The organism is Peribacillus glennii (genome assembly GCF_003429105.1).
In the GTDB taxonomy this organism is placed as follows: domain Bacteria; phylum Bacillota; class Bacilli; order Bacillales; family DSM-1321; genus Peribacillus; species Peribacillus glennii.
Map to the genome: position 1 here is coordinate 152080 of NZ_QVTD01000003.1, position 20269 is coordinate 172348.

Here is a 20269-nt window from a genome sequence, read left to right on the forward strand (position 1 = left end):
TAGCTCCTCATTCATAAGTTAATGTATATACATGAATCTATAAAAGCCATTTTACTCCTATAACTATCTGCCTTCAACCCTAATTATTAAAAATTCTGAAATATTTCCTATTTTTGTGTTCTCTGTTAGTAAAATCGCCTTATTTTTGATGTGGCAGTGAAATTTCATTGGGAATAGTGAAGGTTTTTATCCATGACTTGTTGCTAAATTCCCTGGCTTTTATTTCTACCCTGTCTTTATACACTTCCACTAGCAGACCCTGAGATAACCCTCTTTTTCTTCCTTTGTGGGTCGTCACATAGCTTACCGAAGATGTATTGACCATTGTGAATCCCTTTTGGTACACGGTTTTGGGATGTTCCAGGCTGTAATGGGAATGGCCGCTGAACAGAATCGCCTGAGGATATTTCCGCAGAATATTTTTTAACCTTTTCCCATCAAAATAGTCATGTTTTCGCTCTGTGCCATAAACGGTATCCTTTAAAGGATGATGGAGAAAAACAAAGATCGGTTTATTTGGAGCTGCGTTCAAACTAAGTTTAAGCTCCAGCCACCTGTATTGGGCATCAGATATATAAGGTGCATTATGGTTTCCCTGCAACATCCCTTCACTTCCAAGGGTAATAAAATGGTAGCCTAAAATCCATTTATCTTCATATATTTTTCCCTTACCCGTTTTTGTAAGAAACCTCATCAGCAGCATTTCATTGGTAAGCAAAGGCCTGTTCCACAGCTTCATTTCCATAAACTCATGGTTTCCGATTGCAAGGATGCGTTCAGCACCTGGATTAGAACCGGTGAACAGAAGGTCCATGAACCGGTTGTATTGATCTTGCAGCCCATGGTTTGTAAGGTCGCCCACAATCGCTATCGCTTGATAAGAAGGTGCGATCTGCTGGTAATCCTCCAATGCCTTGAGAAAATTTTCATCCGTATTCCCCTTGCAGATCGGCACCTTCTCAATAATCCGCGGTTGACCGCATATATGGATATCGCTCATAACAGGAAATTGCAGAATGGGCATTTCTGCAGCCTGTAGTTCGGAAGCATATGAAAAAGGCAAATCTTTATCCATGGCGGTAAAAAGCAATGCTGCAAGGATAACGATCCGATATATGCCCTTCAACAAAACTCCCCCTTTTCCATCGATTTGATATCTTTTATAAAATGGTTCCCTTGTTGGCCATAAATATGAACTAGCCTGTTGCTGAAGCCAGAAAGATCAATGAATGTAAAAGCTTGCCCCGTCTGTCATTTCGACATTGGAAAATCCCTTTAAATCTGCCGCCAATTTAAACAGTGCATCGTCTTTTTGTTTTGCCTCGATCATACAGTCTATCTGCTTTACGCTGCCTTTTATCTGCTCCAAAAAATCCATCATCATTTGTGCGGACACATAATCAGCGTGGGCGCGGTAATCCCGTTCAGAACGCGGACTGGAAATATGCATTTTGATCGGCAGTTTTGCGTGCTGCCATGTCCGGATTACCCTGTCCCAACTGTCGGCCCAATTTTCTGATTTGGAATGGTGTGCCAGGTGATGGTGATAATCAAAAACCAGTGGAATGCCTAGTTTTTCGCATAAATATAGTGTTTCAACTAACGAAAAGGTAGTATCGTCGTTTTCAAGCATGACCATTTTCTGGATTGATGCTGGAATCAGCCCCCAATTGTGGATAAACTGTTCCAATGCTTTTTCGTGGTCATTATATCCTCCCCCTACATGTAATACACACCGGTTTTCAGAATCGATCCCCATGCCTTTCAGCAGGGCTTTATGCATCTTTAAAGTTTTTACCGATGTTTTCAATGTTTCCGAATTCGACGTGTTCAGTAACACGAAATGATCAGGGTGAAAATCAACCCTCATATAAGGATGATCTTTTAAAAAAACTTGGATATTGTTTAGCTGTTCTGCCAATGGTGAAACAAAATCCCACTCCGGCAGTTCCGGGTGATTGGCAAGCGGGATCATTTTTGAAGTCAGCCGAAAAAAAGAGATATCATGGGCAGCGTTGTGCCGCAGCAGCCGCAAGCAATTTTCCAGATTTGAGGCTGCGATTCTTTCCAGTTTTCGAATCGCGGCCTCACGGTCGCCAATCCTGCAAAACTGTGAAAAGGTCATCGTTTGTGATGGGGAACAATTTTTGACATGCGTACTCATGGCGACATATCCCAGGCGGACTAAAGTCAAAAGAAACACTCCTATAATCAGTATGTTGAGTTTTATTATTCCCAGAAATGCAGATTTCCACCTGAGAAATAAGTCTTTGAAACCTCTGTTCTAAATGAAAATATTAATAAATATATTGTGTTATATGCGGACAAGGCCGAATGATTTTGCAGGACATTTATTTTTTAAAGGAGGATTAAGGAGTGATTCCTTCTAAACTCAAGTCAATAATTTTGGCTGTGATCATTACTATTGTGGCAGTCTCGCTTATCTCCTTTCCCCAGGAATCGGTGGAGGCTTCAAGAAGGGGATTAGAAATGTGGTGGGAAATCGTATTCCCTTCACTATTGCCATTTTTTATTATATGTGAGGTGCTAATCAGCTTCGGGGTAGTTGGGTTCTTGGGAGTGATTTTGGAGCCTTTCATGAAACCTTTATTCAGGGTTCCGGGTGTCGGAGGATTTGTATGGGCGATGGGGATGGCCTCAGGGTTCCCTACAGGAGCAAAGCTGACGGCCAGGTTAAGGCTTGAAGAAAAATTAACAAAGATCGAAGCTGAACGGCTGGTTTCTTTTACGAATTCATCCAATCCTCTCTTTATTTTTGGTGCGGTTTCCGTTGTGTTTTTCGAAAATCCTGAGCTTGGCGCTATTCTTGCCCTGTCCCATTATTTAGGGAATATCAGCATTGGGCTAATTATGCGATTTTACGGAAATGACAAAGGAACAAGCAAAAATAAAGGCAGTTCCTTTTCCATCAAACATGCACTGTCTGTGCTTCACCAGACAAGGCTGAAAGACAAAAGGCCTTTTGGGACTCTCCTTGGCGATGCAGTCCTCTCATCGATAAACACTTTGTTAATGGTGGGCGGATTCATTATCTTGTTTTCAGTCATCAATAAACTGCTGATTCATCTTCATATAACTGATTTCTTAGCTTCGATCATTAATTATGTGTTGAATATTTTTGATTTAGAAGAAATGTTGACAGTTCCTCTAATGGCAGGGTTAATGGAAATAACGACCGGCAGCCAAATGACAAGCGCCCTGCAAAATGCCAATCTAATGCATCAAGCCATTATTGTCAGCTTCATTCTTGCTTTCAGTGGTTTCAGTGTGCAAGCGCAAGTAGCGAGCATTTTGGCCCCAACGGATATTAGCTTTAAACCATTTTTCTTTGCCCGTATCCTGCATGGATTCTTATCCAGCTTTTTTACATATATTCTTTGGACACCCGTCTACCATGCAAGCGCAACAAACTCCATACCCGTTTTCCTATTTGGGAAAGAAGAACAACAAGCATTTTTTAATTTGATGAATATTGGCCCAATCATAACAATAGTAGCCTTAACCGTCTACATCCTCATTTTCGCCAGAAGAATCTTTAAGGGGGTCACGCCCCCGCTGCGTTAATAAATGAAAGCGGGGTTAGTCCCCCCGCCCTTCACAGCGGTGAAGCGATGGGGGACTGACCCCGAAGGAATTCATTCAGGTTTTTGTGATTGCGTTTTGCTTCTTCGTACCCTTGTTGGTATAGCTTGGCTAATTTTTGCGGGCTGCGCTCGACCCTGCCTACTTCCATTTTTTCCGTTGGGCGGATGATCAAGACATTCCCTTTCGATTCCTGGTCTTCTAAATATCCGAGTGTGTCGTTGTATACTTCATGGCGTTTAGAGAGTGCATGAAGCAATCCCTCATATTGGCTGTATTTCCGTTTAAACAGCCATTTCATTGATTGCTCTTCTTTCTGATATCCCTTGTTTCTGGTTAAAACCACGACATTTTTAACATTCCCGTCCTGTTGAGATTTCCGGATTGGAATCGGATCGGAAATGCCGCCATCCATAAGATGTTTCCCATGAAAGTTTATGATAGGCGCCATCATCGGAAGTGAGCTTGATGCTCTGAGAATGGTGAGTATGTCTTTTTTAAAGGAGGACTTTTCAAAATAAACCGGATCACCGGTGATGCAATCCGTCGCTCCAACCACAAATTCTTCCTTCGCATGGTTAAACGTCTCAAAATCGAATGGTGCAAGCTCATTCGGCAATTTATCAAATATAAAATCCATCCCGAATAATTCCCTTTTCTTTAAAAACCGTTTTATTGAGATATATTCCGGATGGCGGATAAAGTCGATATTGGTAATCCGGTTCCGTTCGATTTGCCTGGAAATATACGAAGATCCATTACAGGCACCGGCTGAAACGCCGATTACATAAGGAATAAAAATTTCCTGCTCCATTAAATATCTAATCACGCCTGCCGTAAAAACACCCCTCATTCCGCCGCCTTCTAAAACTAGTCCAGTTCTTTCCATACATCAATCGCCTCTTCATTATAAAATGTACCTGCTATACTTTTACAAATTTATAGTAACGCTTGATTTTTCTGTGTTCAAGCAATTCAGCTTTTGGGCCTCTTTGAACCTGAACGTCTTCCGTAAACCTTTTGTAGGTATAAAAAATCCCTTCGAAACGTTTAATTAATGCACAAAGAAGGAATGTAGTAACAAGGCAGCTGAGGATACAATCTGAGGGGGTTTTACCTTGTGGATCAATAAACCATTTTTTAAATACGCAACAGGCGTTCTGCTAACCATTTTCATCATATTTTTGTTAGGCAAGATTGATTACTTTTTACAGCCGTTTCAAAAAATGATCGGCACGATTTTTTTTCCGATCCTGATAGCAGGCCTGTTCTACTATATCTCACGGCCGCTCGTCAGGCTTCTATCCCGCTTCATGCCAAAGACAATAAGTATTTTAGCCTTTTTTGCTGCTGTGATTGGGCTCATATACCTGGCTGTCCATTTTGCCGCCCCAACCGTCAGTGAACAGGTGCAAAATTTGTCCAGCCAATTTCCTGATAAGGTAAAAGAAATCTCTTCAAAGTCAGAGGAAACCATCAAAGAAAATGACTTTGGCATGGTGAAGGACAGCGAGAGAATTGAAGAAAAAGCCCGGGACTATTTACAATCGATCTCATCGAAGATCAGCGGAAATTTAATAAATATCATTTCCGTGATCACAAACATAGCTACCGTGTTAATTATCGTCCCATTCATTCTTTTTTATTTTCTGAAAGATGACCATAAACTGAGACCTTTTCTGCTTAAATACATTCCCGGGGAAGTTGAAAATGAAGGAAACATCATTTTAAAAGATGTGGACAATACATTATCTGCCTATATCGTAGGCCAGTTCATCATTGCTCTGGTGGATGGTGTATTGATGTTTATTGGCTATAAGGTGATTGGACTTGATTTTGCGATTATTCTCGCTTTGTTTGCCATGTGTTTAACGGTTGTTCCTTTCCTGGGTCCTTTTATTGGTATCATTCCTGCTCTCTTCGTAGCTTTGCAGCAAGAACCTATGATGGCCGTTAAGGTGCTGGCAGTTCTACTCATTGTCCAGCAGCTGGAAGGAAATTTGGTGACGCCTCACGTGATGGGCAAGCGACTTCACATTCATCCGCTTACAATCCTCCTTCTCCTGCTTGTTGCAGGCTCCATTTATGGTTTCATCGGAATCCTGATTGCCATACCGCTTTATTCGGTCATAAAAACGCTGATCAAAAATTTCCGGCGTTTCTACCAGCTTCGCCAAAGCAGTTCTGCAAAACCTTTAAATCGGCATGAAGCCTCGAAATAAAAGACATTTACTGAGTGGGTGGACTCTTTTATGAACATCGTCCTTTCGCTGGAACAATCAATTTAGGTACAAGGAGACTTAGCTAATTTCGGATTTAGTCTTGTTGCTAATGAGTTGCTGTTTCAGCATACTAAAAGACTGCTAACTGTAATCAATTTCCAACTACAGTTAGCAGTCCAAATTCCTCATCACTTTCGTTTGTGCATTGGGATCAGACCAGAACCAGCGAATCAATATAAGAAACAATCTCTTCACCAATTGCCATTGAGGCTGTAGCAGCAGGGGAAGGAGCGTTACACACGTGAATAGACCTTTTGCTTTTAAGAATCAAAAAATCATCTACCAGTTGTCCATCAATGGTTAACGCCTGTGCTCGAACCCCTGATTCTGTTTTAACCAAGTCATCGAGCTGAACTGCCGGTACCAGCTTTCTTAATGATTCCAAGAATTTTTTTTTGCTCACAGATCTATGCATTTCTCCGATACCATAGCGTAGATGTTGTTTCGCGATCTTCCAAAATGCTGGATAGGATAGGACTTCCATCAAGTCATTCAAGTCAAGGTCTGTCTTTTTATAGCCTTCCCTCTTAAATGCTAAAACGGCATTGGGGCCTACATGTATCTCTCCATTGATCATCCTTGTTAAATGTACACCTAAAAATGGGAACTGCGGATCTGGTACAGGGTATATCAGGTTGTTTACCAAGTGGGACTTAGATTCTTTCAGTTTATAATATTCTCCTCTAAAAGGAACAATTTTCATTTTCGGGTCTACGCCGGCCATTATGGTAATTCTGTCACTAAAAAGGCCTCCACAATTGATAAAATATTTGGTTGTAAAAGTTCCTTGATTTGTCATAACTTCAATTTCTTCATCTTTTTCCTTAATATCTACTACTTTTGTATTTACTTTAAGTTCTCCGCCTTTTTCTAAAATGTTTTTTGCGAAAGATTCAGAAACTTGTTTGTAGTTGACAATCCCGGCCATTGGAACTTTAATCGCGGAAATTCCATTGACATTTGGTTCGATTTCTTTCATTTCTTCCTTATTGATAATCTCAATATTTAACCCATTTTCCAATCCGCGTTGGTATAATTTATCTAATTCTGTTAATTCACTTTCATCTGTAGCAACGATTAATTTTCCACAAATATCATAATTTATCGAATGCTGATCACAATATTCAATTAACTTCTTTCCGCCTTCTTTTGCGAATCTTGCCTTTAAACTGCCAGGCCTATAATAGATACCGGAATGTATGACCCCGCTGTTTCTTCCCGTTTGATGGGCAGCTATGGTTTCCTCTTTCTCTATTAAAAGTAAATTTGCTTTAGGATATTTACTCAACAAGGCGTAGCCGGTTGATAAACCGACAATTCCTCCGCCCGCAATAATATAATCATATCTCATTTGTGCCGCTCCCTTTCCAGAAAATTGTATGACAACTTTAAAGTGGAATTGACAAAAACCTAGCTTTTATTTATTATTAATACCATAATTTTATGACAATTTCTTATTTTACGCAAGATCAATCGGTTACTTTTCTTCTGAATTTGTATGACAATTTAACTGGCGGTCAGGGGGATAGAATTGAAAAAAGAAAAAAGCAAAGTATCGAAAATTATCGTCAAAGATATCATTTATAAAATACAGACAGAAGAATATTCTGTTGGGTCAAGACTGCCTTCTGAAATGGTTCTTGCAAGTAGATTTAATGTGGGGAGATCAACAGTCAGAGAAGCTCTCAGTGTGTTGAAATCATTGGGTATCATTTCTTCGCGGCAAGGCGGAGGACATTTTATCGAAGAAGTAGATTTGACTTTTTTGGTGACGAATATGGAATTGGAAACGTCAGAGTATAAGCAGATCAAATCACTTTTTGAAATTAGATATACGCTAGAGCTTCAGGCTGCCTATTTAGCAGCCGAAAGAAGGACAGAGGAAGATTTAGTCAAATTGAGAAAAGCCCTTGATGATTTCAAAGAAACCTTATTATCTTCGGATGATACAGGCCGGGATGAAGATTTCCGGTTTCATAAAGCGCTGTTTGAGGCTACCCATAACCCTTTTATGATCAAGATCATGGATAACCTTTCAGAGTGGTTTCAAAAAGCTTTGGCTGTAACGCTCCGACAAAATATTGGTTTGGTCGAAAAAAGGCATTCCGTGTATAAGGAACACGAAGATCTGTTTAAAGCAATTGAAGAAGGGAAACCAGAATTAGCAAAAGTGCTTTGTAAAATGCATTTGGATAATGTACAGAAAAAATTAAACTACTTATTTTTGTTTCAGGATTAGATCATGGTAAACGTAAACCCACTTAGGGACCTTTCAAGCAATGATGCTTTGCAGATCCCTCTTTTACTTCGTTTTTTCCTAATTTTTTTCATAAAGCGTATCAACCAATCCCGACCTTTTCTAAATTATAATCTTTTATTTTTTTATACAGAGTCTTTCTGGTTATTCCTAACATTTTTGATGCCTTGGAAATATTACCTTCGAAAGTATCAAGAGCTTGTTTGATCGACTGCCTCTCTACGACTTCAAGAGTGGATAATTCTTCGCTATCCTGAAAGACTGTTTTTTGTATTATTTTTTTCGGAAAATGTTCTACAGTGATTGTTTTTCTCTGTGCCAATACTACAGCCCGTTCTATATAATTTTCCAGTTCCCGTATATTTCCTGGCCATTGATAAGATTTTAAATAAGTCAATATTGTGTGATCAAAATCCATGGCTTTTAATCCTAATCTGTCACATATCTTTTTTAGCAAATAAGAAAACAGCTCTGGAATATCTTCTTTCCTATCACGCAGGGGGGGTACTTCTATCACTATGATTCCAAGCCGGTAAAATAGATCTCTTCGAAAATCATCCTGTTCGACCAAATTTTCTAACGGCTCATTAGAAGCGGCAATAACTCGGACCTTAACTTTAATCGGATCAATTCCCCCAACGCGGGTTATTTCATTTTGCTGTAAAACCCGAAGAAGTTTAACCTGCATGTCTGCTGACATACTATTAATTTCATCCAGAAATAAAGTTCCCCCATTTGCAAGTTCAAACTTCCCTTGTTTTCCTCCCTTTTTGGCACCGGTAAAGGATCCTTCCTCGTAACCGAATAGCTCACTTTCTATCAATTGATCAGGAATTGCCCCACAATTCACAGCCACGAAAGGACCTTCTCTAAAAGAACTCGCATTATGTATGGCTTGTACAAACATTTCCTTGCCTGTCCCGCTTTCTCCTTCCACAACAATCCTAGTGTCGGTTTTCGAAACAATTTTTGCCATTTCAATCGCAGACATTATAGACTCACTGTTTCCAATAATATCTTCAAAGGTAAAATTGTACCTTTGAAAGTTGTTAATTGGTTTTTCTTTATTAAATATTTTTTCTTTAAATGATAGTTCTTTTTCTATTGCTTTGGCTAAGGAGACAACCATCCCGAGAGTATGTTTATGTTTTAGTGAGAAATGTCCTGAAAGGGTAAGGACTCCAATCAGTTTCCCTTTTGTATCATGTATCGGCGCTGAGGTGCAGGTCCATTGGTGAAAATTCACGTTGTAATGTTCAGGTCCCCCCAGTTGAATTGGTTTACCGGTGCTGATGGCGATACTAATTGCATTGGTTCCAGCACTTTCCGATCGGTTCGCTCCTATTTCGAAATTGCTTTTTTTAGCCATTTGAACTACTTCTTTATCTCCTCGAACATCTAATACATTCCCTTTATTATCATTCAGTACAAAAATAAAATTTGTTTCCATTGTCAAATCAGTTATTAGTTTAATGAAAGGGGAAACAACATCGATCAAATACCGATTGGCATTGATCAACTTTATTATTTCAGATTCACTCAATAACGGAGGTTTTTTGAAAGGGTTTACATTCAATTGCCGACATTTCAGCCATGACTGACCTATTTCTTTTCTTAGATGTGAAACATCGTTCCCGCCATTGATAAACTTTTCCCATTTGTTATAAAGTTCCTTGTATGAATAATCGCTTTTCTGCATATTCTTTCACTCCTGAAACTTAAATTGTTTTAAAAGTGACAAATTTCTGACTATTTTACTTTTATAATAGCAAAATTTTTACAACTAAAAAAGGGCAAGTTTCGGTAAACGTATTTACGAGATCTTTCACATTTAAAATCTTATATTTTAAAAAAAACAATGGGAGGGATCTCCCATTGCCTTTTCCGATGAATCATTATATAAACTTTTTTCTTTTCTTCATGACATGGCGTGTACTTTTTTCTTATGTAACCATGCCCGGGCAGCTTCCCCAATACCCTCGGATAAAGTTGGATGTGGATGAATAATCGCTTCCAGCTCATTGACAGTACCCTCAAGCAAAATCAAGGTTGACGCTTCAGAAATCATTTCTGTAACATGTGGTCCGACCATTGTTACACCCAAAATTTCATTATAGGTTTCATCAGCTATTAATTTAATAAATCCCGTACTCTCATCCATAGCCATTGCTTTGCCGCTAGCCCGAAAATGAAACATTTCAGTTCTTACTGATTTTCCCTTTTCTTTTGCTTCTTTTTCAGTCAATCCTACACTTGCAATTTCCGGTGACGAATAAATGCACCGCGGCACGACTTTGTAGTTAATTTCCTTGAAAAGATTACACGCATTCCATGCTGCAACTATGCCTTCTGCGCTTGCCACATGAGCGAGCTGCCAGCCCCCAATCACATCTCCTACTGCATAGATATGGGGGATGCTTGTTTCCATTTGTTTGTTTACCGCTATGAAAGGTCCGTTTTTTTTCAGATTTAATTTTGAGATTACGGATAAATTTGGGGTGCGTCCTGAAGCAAGTAATAATTCATCCGCTTGGATTGATATGTGTTCTCCATTTTTTGTCTCCAAACGAACCATTTTTCCATTTTCGTTTTGTGACAATTCCTGGACTTTTGCAGAAGTTAGAATGTTCACTTTATCCTTGGCCAGTTTTTTTGAAATTAAGTCCGCTGCTTCGCCGTCCTCTGCAGAGATCAACCTGTCCGCCATTTCAATGATGGTAACCTCTACATTTAACGCAGAAAATATACAGGCAAATTCTACGCCGATAATTCCTCCACCAACAATTACAAGCGATTGTGGCAGGCTTGCGAGTTCAAATATGCTGTCGCTTGTATGATAGCCTACATTTTCAATCCCATTTATAGAAGGAACAAATGGTTTGGAACCAGTGGCGATAATTATTTTATCAGCGGTAATCGTTTCGCTCCCGTATTTTAATTCAATGTTTATTTGATGGTTGGATTCAACAATAGCTGTTCCGTTATAGACATCCACCCTGGCATTTCTTAAAAGCGAAGCGACGCCGTTACGTAAGTTTTCCACAACTGTTGTCTTGCGGCTGATCATTTTTTCAAAAGAAATCGACACGCTGCCGAATTCAATGCCCCAATTCTTAGCTTTTTCCATAAGTTCTATTACCTCGGAATGCCTAAGAAGTGTTTTAGAAGGGATACAACCGCTATTCAGACAGGTTCCGCCTAAGTATTTATTTTCAATAAGCGCCACCGATCCACAAAGTTTCGCTGCTTCTTCAGCAGCGACATAGCCACCTGGCCCTCCTCCGATCACAACAACCTCGTAATTTTTCAAATCAAGCACCTCAAACCATCAGTTCATATGGATTTTCTAATATTTCTTTCAAATCTGTCAGGAAATGGGCTGCTGGTGCCCCATCAATCACTCTATGGTCAAAAGAAAGGCTTAACGACATTTGCGGCCTTACCTCTATAGAACCATTGTTGCTTACGACCTGTTCCTTGATCCGTCCAACGCCCAAAATTGCAGATTCTGGCTGGTTTATGATTGGTGTAAACGAATCGACAGCATACATGCCTAAATTGCTGATAGTAAATGTTCCCCCAGACATATCATCTGAATTGAGCTTGTTCTCCCTGGCATTTTTTGCGAGTTTTTTGCTTTCCTCTGTCAGTGCTGCCAGACCTTTTTCGTCAGCATTCCTGATTACAGGTACAACCAGGCCATTAGGAACCGCTACAGCTAAACCGATATTGATATCCGTATGAATATCGATTTGATTACCGTTTAGAGATGCGTTGACCATTGGGTGCGCTTTCAGTGCGTATGCTGTGCTCTTAACAATAATCTCTGTAAAGGATAGGCGCAAACCTGTTTTACTCTTGATTTTTTCAAGAAGCAAATTTCTAACTTCAATCGCCTTAGTCATGTCTGCTTCGGTATGTAAGGTAACATGGGGTGCTACGCTTGCACTTTTAGACATTCTTTCTCCCACAACTTTACGGATGCCGTTGTAATTGACTGACCTGCTCCGCTTTGTTGGCAATTCTCTGAGTACATCCACTTTGCCTATTTTTGCATTGGCAGATGCTGTCTGTAAATTTCCGGTATCCACATCATTATCTTCGGCAATCTTTTTTGCGAGCGGGGTCATCTTTTTAGCATTTTGATTGATGAATTGTTCCACATCCATCAAGTGAATCCTGTTATTGGGGCCTGAACCTTTTACCATTGTAAGGTCCACTTCATGTTTATTGGCTAATCTTAGCGCAGCAGGGGTTCGCCTTGGTTTTGAATGTACTAAAGATGTTTGCGGAATCTTTGGTTCGTCAGATGCTTCTTGTTCCTGACCATTTTTGGTTTCCGGTAATAATTTTTCTATATCTTTATTTGGTTGTGATCCATAGGTTTCGCCTGCATGTCCTATATATGCGATAGGGACCAATACGGGGACTTCCTCTTCTTGATCATATAACTTTTTCAATAATATGCCTGAACTTGTTGCTTCCACTTCCATATTGATTTTGTCTGTCATAATTTCGAGGATCGGTTCACCAGTTTCTACTTGATCGCCTTCATTTTTCAGCCACCCAATAATTGTCCCTTTTTCCATCGTTGCCCCGAGCTTAGGCATGAGCAATTCTTCGGCCATGTTCTCACCCCCACTTATTTAGCCAATGTTACCAAAGTCGATTTAACCGCATTCACAATATCCTCTACTTGAGGAACAGCTTTTTTCTCAAGGTTTGGATTGTAAGGGATCGGGACAGCTTTTCCGCCCAGCCTTGTCACTGGAGCATCCAAATAATCGAATGCTTCACTTTCATTGATTAAACTAGCGATTTCCGCTCCATATCCTCCCCGCTGAACAGCCTCATAAACGACTACCGCCCGGTTTGTTTTTTTAACGGAATTAACAATTGTGTCGATATCCAATGGAACAAGAGTGCGGGGATCAATGACCTCAACACTGATTCCTTCTTTTTTCAGCTGGTCCGCTGCTTGTAATGCCCTGTGTACCATAATTGACGTCGCGACAACAGTAACGTCTGATCCTTCACGTTTTATATCAGCTTTTCCAAGCGGAATGCTGTATGTTTCTTCTGGTACTTCCCCGCGTATCCCATATAGGAGCTTGTGTTCATAAAATATCACTGGGTTATCATCATCAAGAGCCGCTTTAAATAAACCTTTCGCATCATATGGAGTAGAAGGCTGGACAACCTTTAATCCAGGAATATGGGTCATCCATGCTTCCAGGCTTTGAGAATGCTGCGCTGCAAAACCTGCTCCGGAACCTCCGGGTGTCCGGACCACCATGGGGATACTTCCTTTACCGCCGTTCATATATCTTAATTTAGCTGCTTGATTGACAATTTGGTCCATTGCAATTGTAATAAAATCTGAAAACTGCAATTCCAAAATAGGTCTCATGCCGGTCAGCGCAGCTCCAACCGCAACACCGCTGATGGCGGCTTCTGAAATTGGCGTACTTAAGACTTTATCCCGGCCTAATTCACTTTCCATTCCATTTGTAACACCAAAAGCGCCGCCATAAATGCCAATATCTTCTCCCAAAATGAATACATTTTCATTTGCCTTTATTTCCTGGCTCATTACTTCTTTTAATGCCTCCGCATACGTTATTTGACGCATTTAGATTCCTCCCTGGTCCTGTTTCACCTGAAAAAAGAAAACAATACTTTTTTGAATGTAAACTGGTGTCTGGCTCTTATTAAGAAGTAAACGGCAGAACGGCATTGCCACATCAAAGGGGATTTTAACCGTTCAATTTCCTATTTATTACAGCTTTTTATATGTATCTGTTATGCATACACATCTGCTTCAAGCGATTCAATAGAGGGCTCAGGACTGTTTTCCGCAAACTCAGTTGCCTCTTCAAGAAGCTGTTTAACTCTTTCTTCAATTTCTATAACTTCTTGTTCTGTAACTGCTCTATCCCGCAGGAGTTGCTCCCTAAAGCTTTTGATTCCATCTTTATTATTCATCCAATCTTGCTCTTCTTCCCGTGCCCGGTACTTTCTTGCATCACTTCGGGAATGTCCCTTCCATCTGTATGTTTTGGCTTCAATTAAGGTAGGTCCTTCCCCATTCCTTGCCCGTTCTACTGCTTTGGCCGTAACCTCATACACTTGTAAAACATCTGTTCCATCTACGATTTCTCCGGGAATGCCGTAAGAAGAAGCCCGTTCGGATAAATGCTCAATTTTGGTCATTTCCTTAATATTTCCTGACATCCCGTATTGATTGTTTTCACAGAAGAAAATGACTGGAAGGTTCCAAATCGAGGCTAGGTTAAGAGATTCATGGAAGCTCCCTTCATTAGTTGCACCATCTCCAAAAAAGCAAACCACAACGAATCCTGCCTGCTTCTTTAAGGAAGTCAGTGCTGCGCCGCATGCGATCGGAAGACCCCCTGCAACAATTCCGTTTGCCCCTAAATTTCCTTTTTCTAAGTCCGCTATATGCATGGATCCGCCTTTGCCTTTACAATGGCCCGTTTTCTTGCCTAATAATTCAGCCATCATCCTTGGGACGTCTGTTCCTTTCGCAATGCAATGGCCATGCCCACGGTGTGTGCTTGTAATCTTATCTTCATTTGTCAAGGCAGCACATGCACCGACTGCTGTAGGCTCCTGGCCGATGCATAAATGCATGGTTCCATGAATCTTCCCTTGCATGAATAGGCGTTCAACCGTCTCTTCAAACCTACGGATAAGCAGCATTTGATACAACATATCTTTTAATCTATCTCTGCCAATCTCGCTTATATAATTAGCACAACTGGTTTTCATTGAATAATACCTCCTTAGCTGTAATGGAAAAAGCAGGCTGAACCCTGGTAGGTGAAGAAGTTACTATGTTTAGGGAATTGGTCAATTTATTCTGTTATAGGTGCGCTTATACTGTTTGGGTTAGAACATGAAGCCAATTAAAAGTCGTAATACATCAAAATCTTGCCGCTGTCTTTTGACTGAAACAAATCAAATGCTTGCTGCCAGTCACTTAGCGGAAGGACATCTGTGATAATGGGCTTCAAATTAACAGTGCCGCCATTGAGTATCTTTTGTACTTTGTCCCATGTACTCATAGAATGGGCATAGGATCCAAACAATGAAATTTGTTTATATAACAACATATCTATATTCATTTCTACTTCGCTTCCAATAATCCCAACCTGTATATATTTGCCCATTTTTTTTAATGACTTTAGACAAGTGTTGATTGCTGATGGGGCTCCCGAACATTCAACAGCAATGTCTACACCATAACCAAATGTATGATTATCTATAATTTCTTTTAAATCCTCCGTGAACACATCAACTGTCGCATGAGCACCTAATTCCTTTGCTAAGGCAAGCCGTTTTTCATCCTGGCTTGTTCCCGTGACGATCACATTACATCCTTTTGCAACCAATAGACTAAGACATAGTAATCCAATTGGACCCGGTCCCGACAGAAGAACCCAATCACCCGCGTTAAAATCGGTTAGCTCCTCAATTGCCTGAACGGCACAGGCAAGGGGTTCTGCCAGTGCGGCTTCCTGCATCGAGAGGCTTGGTGGAACCTTATACACCATGTCTTCATTCACAACTACATATTTTGTAAAACTCCCATTCACACCACTGCCGATACTTCTTCGTTCCGAACAGAACATATAATAACCCTGCTTACAAAACATGCATCTTTTACATGTCCACGCAACTGATGGCAAAACCATCACATGGTCACCGGGATATATCCGCTTTACATTTTTTCCAGATTCTACAACTTCTCCGGAAAATTCATGGCCTATCACCACCGGAGGGGAATTTTGGTAGCTGTCATGGTAAATATGAAGATCTGTTCCACATATTCCAGTATAATGCACTTTAATTTTTATTCCTGTTTCATCGCAGACAGGTTCAGGGATATCCAATAACTCCAGGTTACCGAACCCTGATTTCGTTTTCATCAGTGCCTTCAAGCCCATACCTCCAAACAAAGTCTATATTCTTTATCCCGGATGAAGGAAACTGCAGATAATAAAAAGTTCTTTATTACCTGCAGCGAATAAAAAATTATAGACCTAATGAAATGTATTTTTCCTCCAGATAATCCCTGATGCCTTGGTGTCCGCCCTCACGTCCATATCCACTATGATTCATGCCGCCAAATGGAGCCTGAGGTACACCCGGAATTGCATCATTTAAGCCTATAACACCAAAATTAAGCGCTTCTGTCACTTGGACAGCCCGTTGAATGTTAGAGGTGTACAAATAGGCAGCTAGGCCATAAACAGTATCGTTGGCTTCATGGATCACTTCCTCATCACTTGAGAAAGTGGTCAATGGTGCAACAGGGCCAAATGTTTCTTCTGTCATGATTTTCATTTCTTTCGTGACATTGTCCAAAACAGTAGGCTCATAGAAATACCCGCTATTGCCATGGGTTTTTCCACCATGCAATAAAACTGCTCCTTTTTCCCGGGCATCGGTGACATGCTCTTCTACCTTTTTTAGCCCTTCTTCATTGACAAGAGGCCCAATTTGTACAGTATGGTCAAGACTATTTCCAACCTTCAAGCTTTTGACTTTTTCTACGAATATTTTGGCAAATTCATCTTTTATTTTTTCATGTACATAAATTCTGTTAGCACAGACACATGTCTGTCCTGCATTTCTAAATTTACTAGCCAACGCCCCATCAGCAGCCTTTTCCAGGTCAGCATCTTCAAAAATGATAAATGGTGCATGGCCGCCTAGCTCTAATGATAATTTCTTTAGTTGTGGCGCAGATTTTTCCACAAGCATTTTCCCTACTTCGGTCGATCCTGTAAAAGAGATTTTCTTTACTATAGGGTTTTCAAAAATTTCATCCGAGATTTCTCTTGTTGCACCTGCGACAATATTTACTACTCCATTTGGAATGCCTGCTTTTTCTACTAACTTAGCAAATGCCAATGCAGAAAGCGGCGACTGGCTTGCTGGCTTGACAACTCCCGTACACCCTGCAGCCAAAGCAGGGCCTAGTTTTCTAGTCATCATTGCCAATGGGAAATTCCATGGAGTAATCGCTGCAATAACTCCCACAGGCTGCTTGACCACAAACAACCGTTTATTGGTTGCGGAAGCAGGAATTGTTTCTCCATAAATGCGGCGGCCTTCTTCTGCATACCATGATAAGAAGCTTGCGGCATATTTAACTTCCCCAACTGCTTCTGTAACGGCTTTCCCCATTTCGATACTCATTATGGCAGCAAGTTCATCTTCATTTTCCAACATTAGGTCGCGGAGCTTCATTAAGTATTCCGCTCTATCATTAGCTGTTAATTTAGCCCACTTTGGAAAGGCTTCATTAGCAGCTGAAATGGCGTCCCGGGCTTCTTTTTGGCCTGCTCTTGGGATATTGGCAACAATTTCTCCTGAAGAAGGATTGCTCAATGAAAATGAGGAGTTTGAAGCTGCCGTTACCCACCCTCCATTAATAAATAACCTAACATCATCTAAATCCAGTAATGTAAACTCTCTTACTTTTTCTGCCATTGAAAATTCCTCCTAAATGATTTATTAAGAAAACACAATTCCGCCATCGATCAGGACAGCTTGGCCAGTCATATAATTCGAATCTTCAGATGCTAAGAAAGAAACAAAGTTTGCAACATCCTCAGGTCGTTCCACCCTGCCTAACGGGATGTTGTCTATTCGGTTTTTAAGTGTCTCCCCAATCGGGACGTCCAGGTATTCGCTCATCTTGCGGTCTATTTCTTCCCACATGTTTGTTCCTACTACTCCCGGGCAATAGGCATTGACTGTAATTCCGTGCCGTGCCAGTTCTTTTGCGGCTGTTTGGGTTAATCCAATCACCGAAAATTTTGTTGCGGCATAATGGCCGAGGAATTCGACTCCCCGTTTTCCAGATGTGCTGCTTGCCGTAATGATTTTTCCTCTTTTTTGCTTGATCATTTGTTTAGCGGCAGCCTGCATGCAATATAGCGTTCCAAACACGTTAATGCCAAATATCGTTTCCATGTCTTGCTCGGTAATTTCGATAAATGGCTTAACCTGAACAATTCCTGCATTTGCAACCATAACATCGAGCTGGCCGAAACGGTTAACCACCTCCTCAACCATAGGGAATACCTGGCTTCGGTCGCTAACATCTGCAGCAATTTCAACACTTTCTTGACCTAATAGCTCTATTTCTTCCTTAACTTTGTTAATAGATTCCTGGTTTATATCATTGATCGCAACATTAAAGCCGTCCCTGGCTAAGCGTAAAGCGATTGCCCGCCCAATGCCTCCGCCGGCCCCTGTCACAATGGCCACCTTATTTTTCATCTGCTCACCTCGACACGTATTAAGGGGTTTTTATTTCAAATGGAAACCTCTCGATGCGAGAAAAGACTTCATATGTGTTCTTCTTGGTTCCGATAAAAAAGCACTCATCGTTTTGGACCAGTTTGTTTCCTTATTGTTTGATAAGCGGTTTTTATAATAATCTGTTAATGTCAAATCATATTCAGCAATGATTGATTGATATTTTTCTTCGTCATAGTGATTCTCATGCAATATTGCTTCAACTGGCAGACGCGGTTTAACCAGTTGCTGCTCATCCGGTATACCCACTGTCATTCCGAATAAAGGAAAGGTTTTGTCAGGCAGTCCCACTGCATTGCTTATTTCCTCTGGATTATTTCGAACCCCGCCAATATAGCAGATGCCAAAGTTCTGGGATTCAGCTGCAACAACAAAATTTTGTGCCAGTAGAGCCGTATCCACTACTGAAACAATGAAACTCTCAACAGAGTCATGCTGTATATCTACACCATTTTTGAGGCACGTATATTCCAATCGTTTCATATCCGCACAGAATAACAGCAAAACTGGGGCGGAATTTATTTGCGGCTCATTTTTGGATAATTTGCCGATCAAGTCTTTTTTTTCTTTATCTGTTACACATATAACGGAATATGCCTGCACGAAATTGGATGAAGCTGCATGCTGGGCTGAATTTAGGAGCTCCTTCAGCATATCCATCGATATATCTTCCTGTTTATATTTTCGAATTGAAGTATGGCCTTTTAATAGATCGAGTGCGGATTCATACTTATCATTCAAACTCACAGTCTATCCCCCCTTCCGCTTCATCAATGACAAGCACTGGTTTTAGAACTTCTTGTTTAAAACTATCCTGAAAGGCTTGGTTTATTTCAGAAAGAGGATAATAGGAAATGATCGTCTCTATTTGTTTCTCATATTCTTTTAATATCTCAAATGCACTTGAATAATCCGACGGATCACACCCGTAGCTTGTAATGATCGGCCATTCATTCCGTACTAGATCGGTGAGGAAAAGGCTGACCGGCTGTTCGTATAAAGCAACAAATACTGCTTTTCCTCCTTTTTTCAAGCTGCTAATCCCTGTTTTAACCGCAGCACCTGATCCAGAACATTCAAACATAGTATCCACTTTTTGATCCAGCAAATCACGATCGGCTCTCTGTGGTATCATCCCGAATACTGGAGCTTGAGATAGCCGGTTTTTATCATCCTGTTCAAGGCCTGAGATGAATACCTTTGCTCCTTTTTTTATACAAACCAATCCAACAAAGAAGCCGATTATCCCTGGCCCTTGCACCAGGACTACTTGATTTTCTTTGATTTCTCCTGCTTTTTTCACTGCATGGACCGCGATCGACATCGGTTCACTTAATGCGGCTGTTCTCAAAGAAAATCCTTCTGGTATTACCCTGACAAATTCGGCCTTTGTTTTTACAAACTGGGCCATGCCGCCATTAAAATGCAGCCCGATTACTTGGTTTTTTTCGCAAATGGAAAATCGCCCATCCCGGCAATTACTGCATTCATTACAATAATGCATGGATTCTACAACGACATTTTTCCCATTTAAACGCTCTAAAGAGGAATCATAACAATCGACGACAATCCCGGAAATTTCATGCCCCAAAATGATGGGCTTTTCAACAAATTCATATCCTTTTGCATGGGTATACGCATGAAGATCACTTCCGCAAACACCGCAATATTCTACTTTAATAAGAACTTCACCCTCCACCAGATGAGGAGCAGGTACCTCTTTCAATACAATTTTCCTGGCATGCTCTGTTTTAATGGCTGCAATCATTCA

Annotated in this window: 17 protein-coding genes; 3 read left to right on the forward strand and 14 right to left on the reverse strand. The window is 40.6% G+C overall.

What is annotated here, in order from left to right; all coding sequences use genetic code 11:
- Window positions 1–139: 139 nt before the first annotated feature.
- Complete coding sequence (locus tag D0466_RS02450; protein WP_117320981.1) at window positions 140–1126, reverse strand: metallophosphoesterase family protein; 987 nt, start codon at window positions 1124–1126, stop codon at window positions 140–142.
- A gap of 96 nt (window positions 1127–1222) precedes the next feature.
- Window positions 1223–2194, reverse strand: coding sequence for a UV DNA damage repair endonuclease UvsE (uvsE, locus tag D0466_RS02455; RefSeq protein ID WP_117320982.1), 972 nt, complete (start codon window positions 2192–2194; stop codon window positions 1223–1225).
- Between the two features lie 182 nt (window positions 2195–2376).
- Between uvsE and ylbJ the strand changes: the two genes are divergently transcribed.
- Complete coding sequence (gene ylbJ / locus D0466_RS02460) at window positions 2377–3585, forward strand: sporulation integral membrane protein YlbJ (protein ID WP_117320983.1); 1209 nt, start codon at window positions 2377–2379, stop codon at window positions 3583–3585.
- Window positions 3586–3616: 31 nt separating this feature from the next.
- On the opposite strand, the gene D0466_RS02465 is transcribed toward ylbJ, so the two are convergent.
- A complete protein-coding gene (locus D0466_RS02465) occupies window positions 3617–4492 on the reverse strand; it encodes a patatin-like phospholipase family protein (RefSeq protein ID WP_117320984.1) in 876 nt (291 codons plus the stop codon).
- 229 nt (window positions 4493–4721) lie between these two features.
- On the opposite strand from D0466_RS02465, the gene D0466_RS02470 reads away from it, so the two are divergent.
- Window positions 4722–5825 (forward strand): AI-2E family transporter, encoded by a 1104-nt coding sequence (locus D0466_RS02470; RefSeq protein ID WP_117320985.1) that lies wholly within the window; start codon window positions 4722–4724, stop codon window positions 5823–5825.
- A 211-nt stretch (window positions 5826–6036) separates the two neighbouring features.
- Here the strand turns inward: D0466_RS02470 and lhgO are convergent, their stop codons facing one another.
- A complete protein-coding gene (gene lhgO / locus D0466_RS02475) occupies window positions 6037–7236 on the reverse strand; it encodes an L-2-hydroxyglutarate oxidase (protein ID WP_117320986.1) in 1200 nt (399 codons plus the stop codon).
- 180 nt (window positions 7237–7416) lie between these two features.
- On the opposite strand from lhgO, the gene D0466_RS02480 reads away from it, so the two are divergent.
- Complete coding sequence (locus tag D0466_RS02480) at window positions 7417–8124, forward strand: FadR/GntR family transcriptional regulator (protein WP_117320987.1); 708 nt, start codon at window positions 7417–7419, stop codon at window positions 8122–8124.
- Between the two features lie 100 nt (window positions 8125–8224).
- On the opposite strand, the gene D0466_RS02485 is transcribed toward D0466_RS02480, so the two are convergent.
- From D0466_RS02485 to D0466_RS02530, 10 genes are all read right to left on the reverse strand, one after another.
- Window positions 8225–9685 carry a sigma-54-dependent Fis family transcriptional regulator gene (locus D0466_RS02485; protein ID WP_158555787.1) on the reverse strand — a complete coding sequence of 487 codons (1461 nt, stop codon included), beginning with the start codon at window positions 9683–9685 and terminating at the stop codon, window positions 8225–8227.
- Window positions 9686–10060: 375 nt separating this feature from the next.
- Window positions 10061–11461, reverse strand: a complete 1401-nt coding sequence (gene lpdA, locus D0466_RS02490; protein ID WP_407675596.1) for a dihydrolipoyl dehydrogenase — start codon at window positions 11459–11461, stop codon at window positions 10061–10063.
- Between the two features lies 1 nt (window position 11462).
- Window positions 11463–12770 (reverse strand): dihydrolipoamide acetyltransferase family protein, encoded by a 1308-nt coding sequence (locus tag D0466_RS02495; protein ID WP_117320989.1) that lies wholly within the window; start codon window positions 12768–12770, stop codon window positions 11463–11465.
- Window positions 12771–12784: 14 nt separating this feature from the next.
- Entirely contained in the window at window positions 12785–13774 is a 990-nt protein-coding gene (locus D0466_RS02500; RefSeq protein ID WP_117320990.1) for an alpha-ketoacid dehydrogenase subunit beta, read from the reverse strand.
- A gap of 170 nt (window positions 13775–13944) precedes the next feature.
- Window positions 13945–14934 carry a thiamine pyrophosphate-dependent dehydrogenase E1 component subunit alpha gene (locus tag D0466_RS02505; RefSeq protein WP_117320991.1) on the reverse strand — a complete coding sequence of 330 codons (990 nt, stop codon included), beginning with the start codon at window positions 14932–14934 and terminating at the stop codon, window positions 13945–13947.
- 137 nt (window positions 14935–15071) lie between these two features.
- Complete coding sequence (locus D0466_RS02510; RefSeq protein ID WP_117320992.1) at window positions 15072–16106, reverse strand: zinc-dependent alcohol dehydrogenase; 1035 nt, start codon at window positions 16104–16106, stop codon at window positions 15072–15074.
- Window positions 16107–16200: 94 nt separating this feature from the next.
- On the reverse strand, window positions 16201–17664 hold the full coding sequence (locus D0466_RS02515) for an NAD-dependent succinate-semialdehyde dehydrogenase (RefSeq protein ID WP_117320993.1): 1464 nt from the start codon (window positions 17662–17664) through the stop codon (window positions 16201–16203).
- Window positions 17665–17688: 24 nt separating this feature from the next.
- The gene (locus tag D0466_RS02520; RefSeq protein WP_117320994.1) at window positions 17689–18459 is read right to left on the reverse strand and encodes an acetoin reductase; all 771 of its coding nucleotides are present in this window, start codon (window positions 18457–18459) and stop codon (window positions 17689–17691) included.
- A gap of 30 nt (window positions 18460–18489) precedes the next feature.
- A complete protein-coding gene (nfsA, locus tag D0466_RS02525; RefSeq protein ID WP_407675597.1) occupies window positions 18490–19245 on the reverse strand; it encodes an oxygen-insensitive NADPH nitroreductase in 756 nt (251 codons plus the stop codon).
- Window positions 19232–20266 carry a zinc-dependent alcohol dehydrogenase gene (locus D0466_RS02530; protein WP_117320995.1) on the reverse strand — a complete coding sequence of 345 codons (1035 nt, stop codon included), beginning with the start codon at window positions 20264–20266 and terminating at the stop codon, window positions 19232–19234. The genes nfsA and D0466_RS02530 overlap by 14 nt, the downstream gene beginning before the upstream one ends.
- Window positions 20267–20269 lie beyond the last annotated feature (3 nt).

Excerpts from the sequence above, each read along its gene's own strand:
- D0466_RS02465 (WP_117320984.1), bottom strand. The coding sequence starts at position 4,492 with ATGGAAAGAACTGGACTAGTTTTAGAAGGCGGCGGAATGAGGGGTGTT.
- lhgO (WP_117320986.1), bottom strand. The coding sequence starts at position 7,236 with ATGAGATATGATTATATTATTGCGGGCGGAGGAATTGTCGGTTTATCA.
- D0466_RS02495 (WP_117320989.1), bottom strand. The coding sequence starts at position 12,770 with ATGGCCGAAGAATTGCTCATGCCTAAGCTCGGGGCAACGATGGAAAAA.
- D0466_RS02500 (WP_117320990.1), bottom strand. The coding sequence starts at position 13,774 with ATGCGTCAAATAACGTATGCGGAGGCATTAAAAGAAGTAATGAGCCAG.
- D0466_RS02505 (WP_117320991.1), bottom strand. The coding sequence starts at position 14,934 with ATGAAAACCAGTTGTGCTAATTATATAAGCGAGATTGGCAGAGATAGA.
- D0466_RS02515 (WP_117320993.1), bottom strand. The coding sequence starts at position 17,664 with ATGGCAGAAAAAGTAAGAGAGTTTACATTACTGGATTTAGATGATGTT.
- D0466_RS02520 (WP_117320994.1), bottom strand. The coding sequence starts at position 18,459 with ATGAAAAATAAGGTGGCCATTGTGACAGGGGCCGGCGGAGGCATTGGG.
- D0466_RS02530 (WP_117320995.1), bottom strand. The coding sequence starts at position 20,266 with ATGATTGCAGCCATTAAAACAGAGCATGCCAGGAAAATTGTATTGAAA.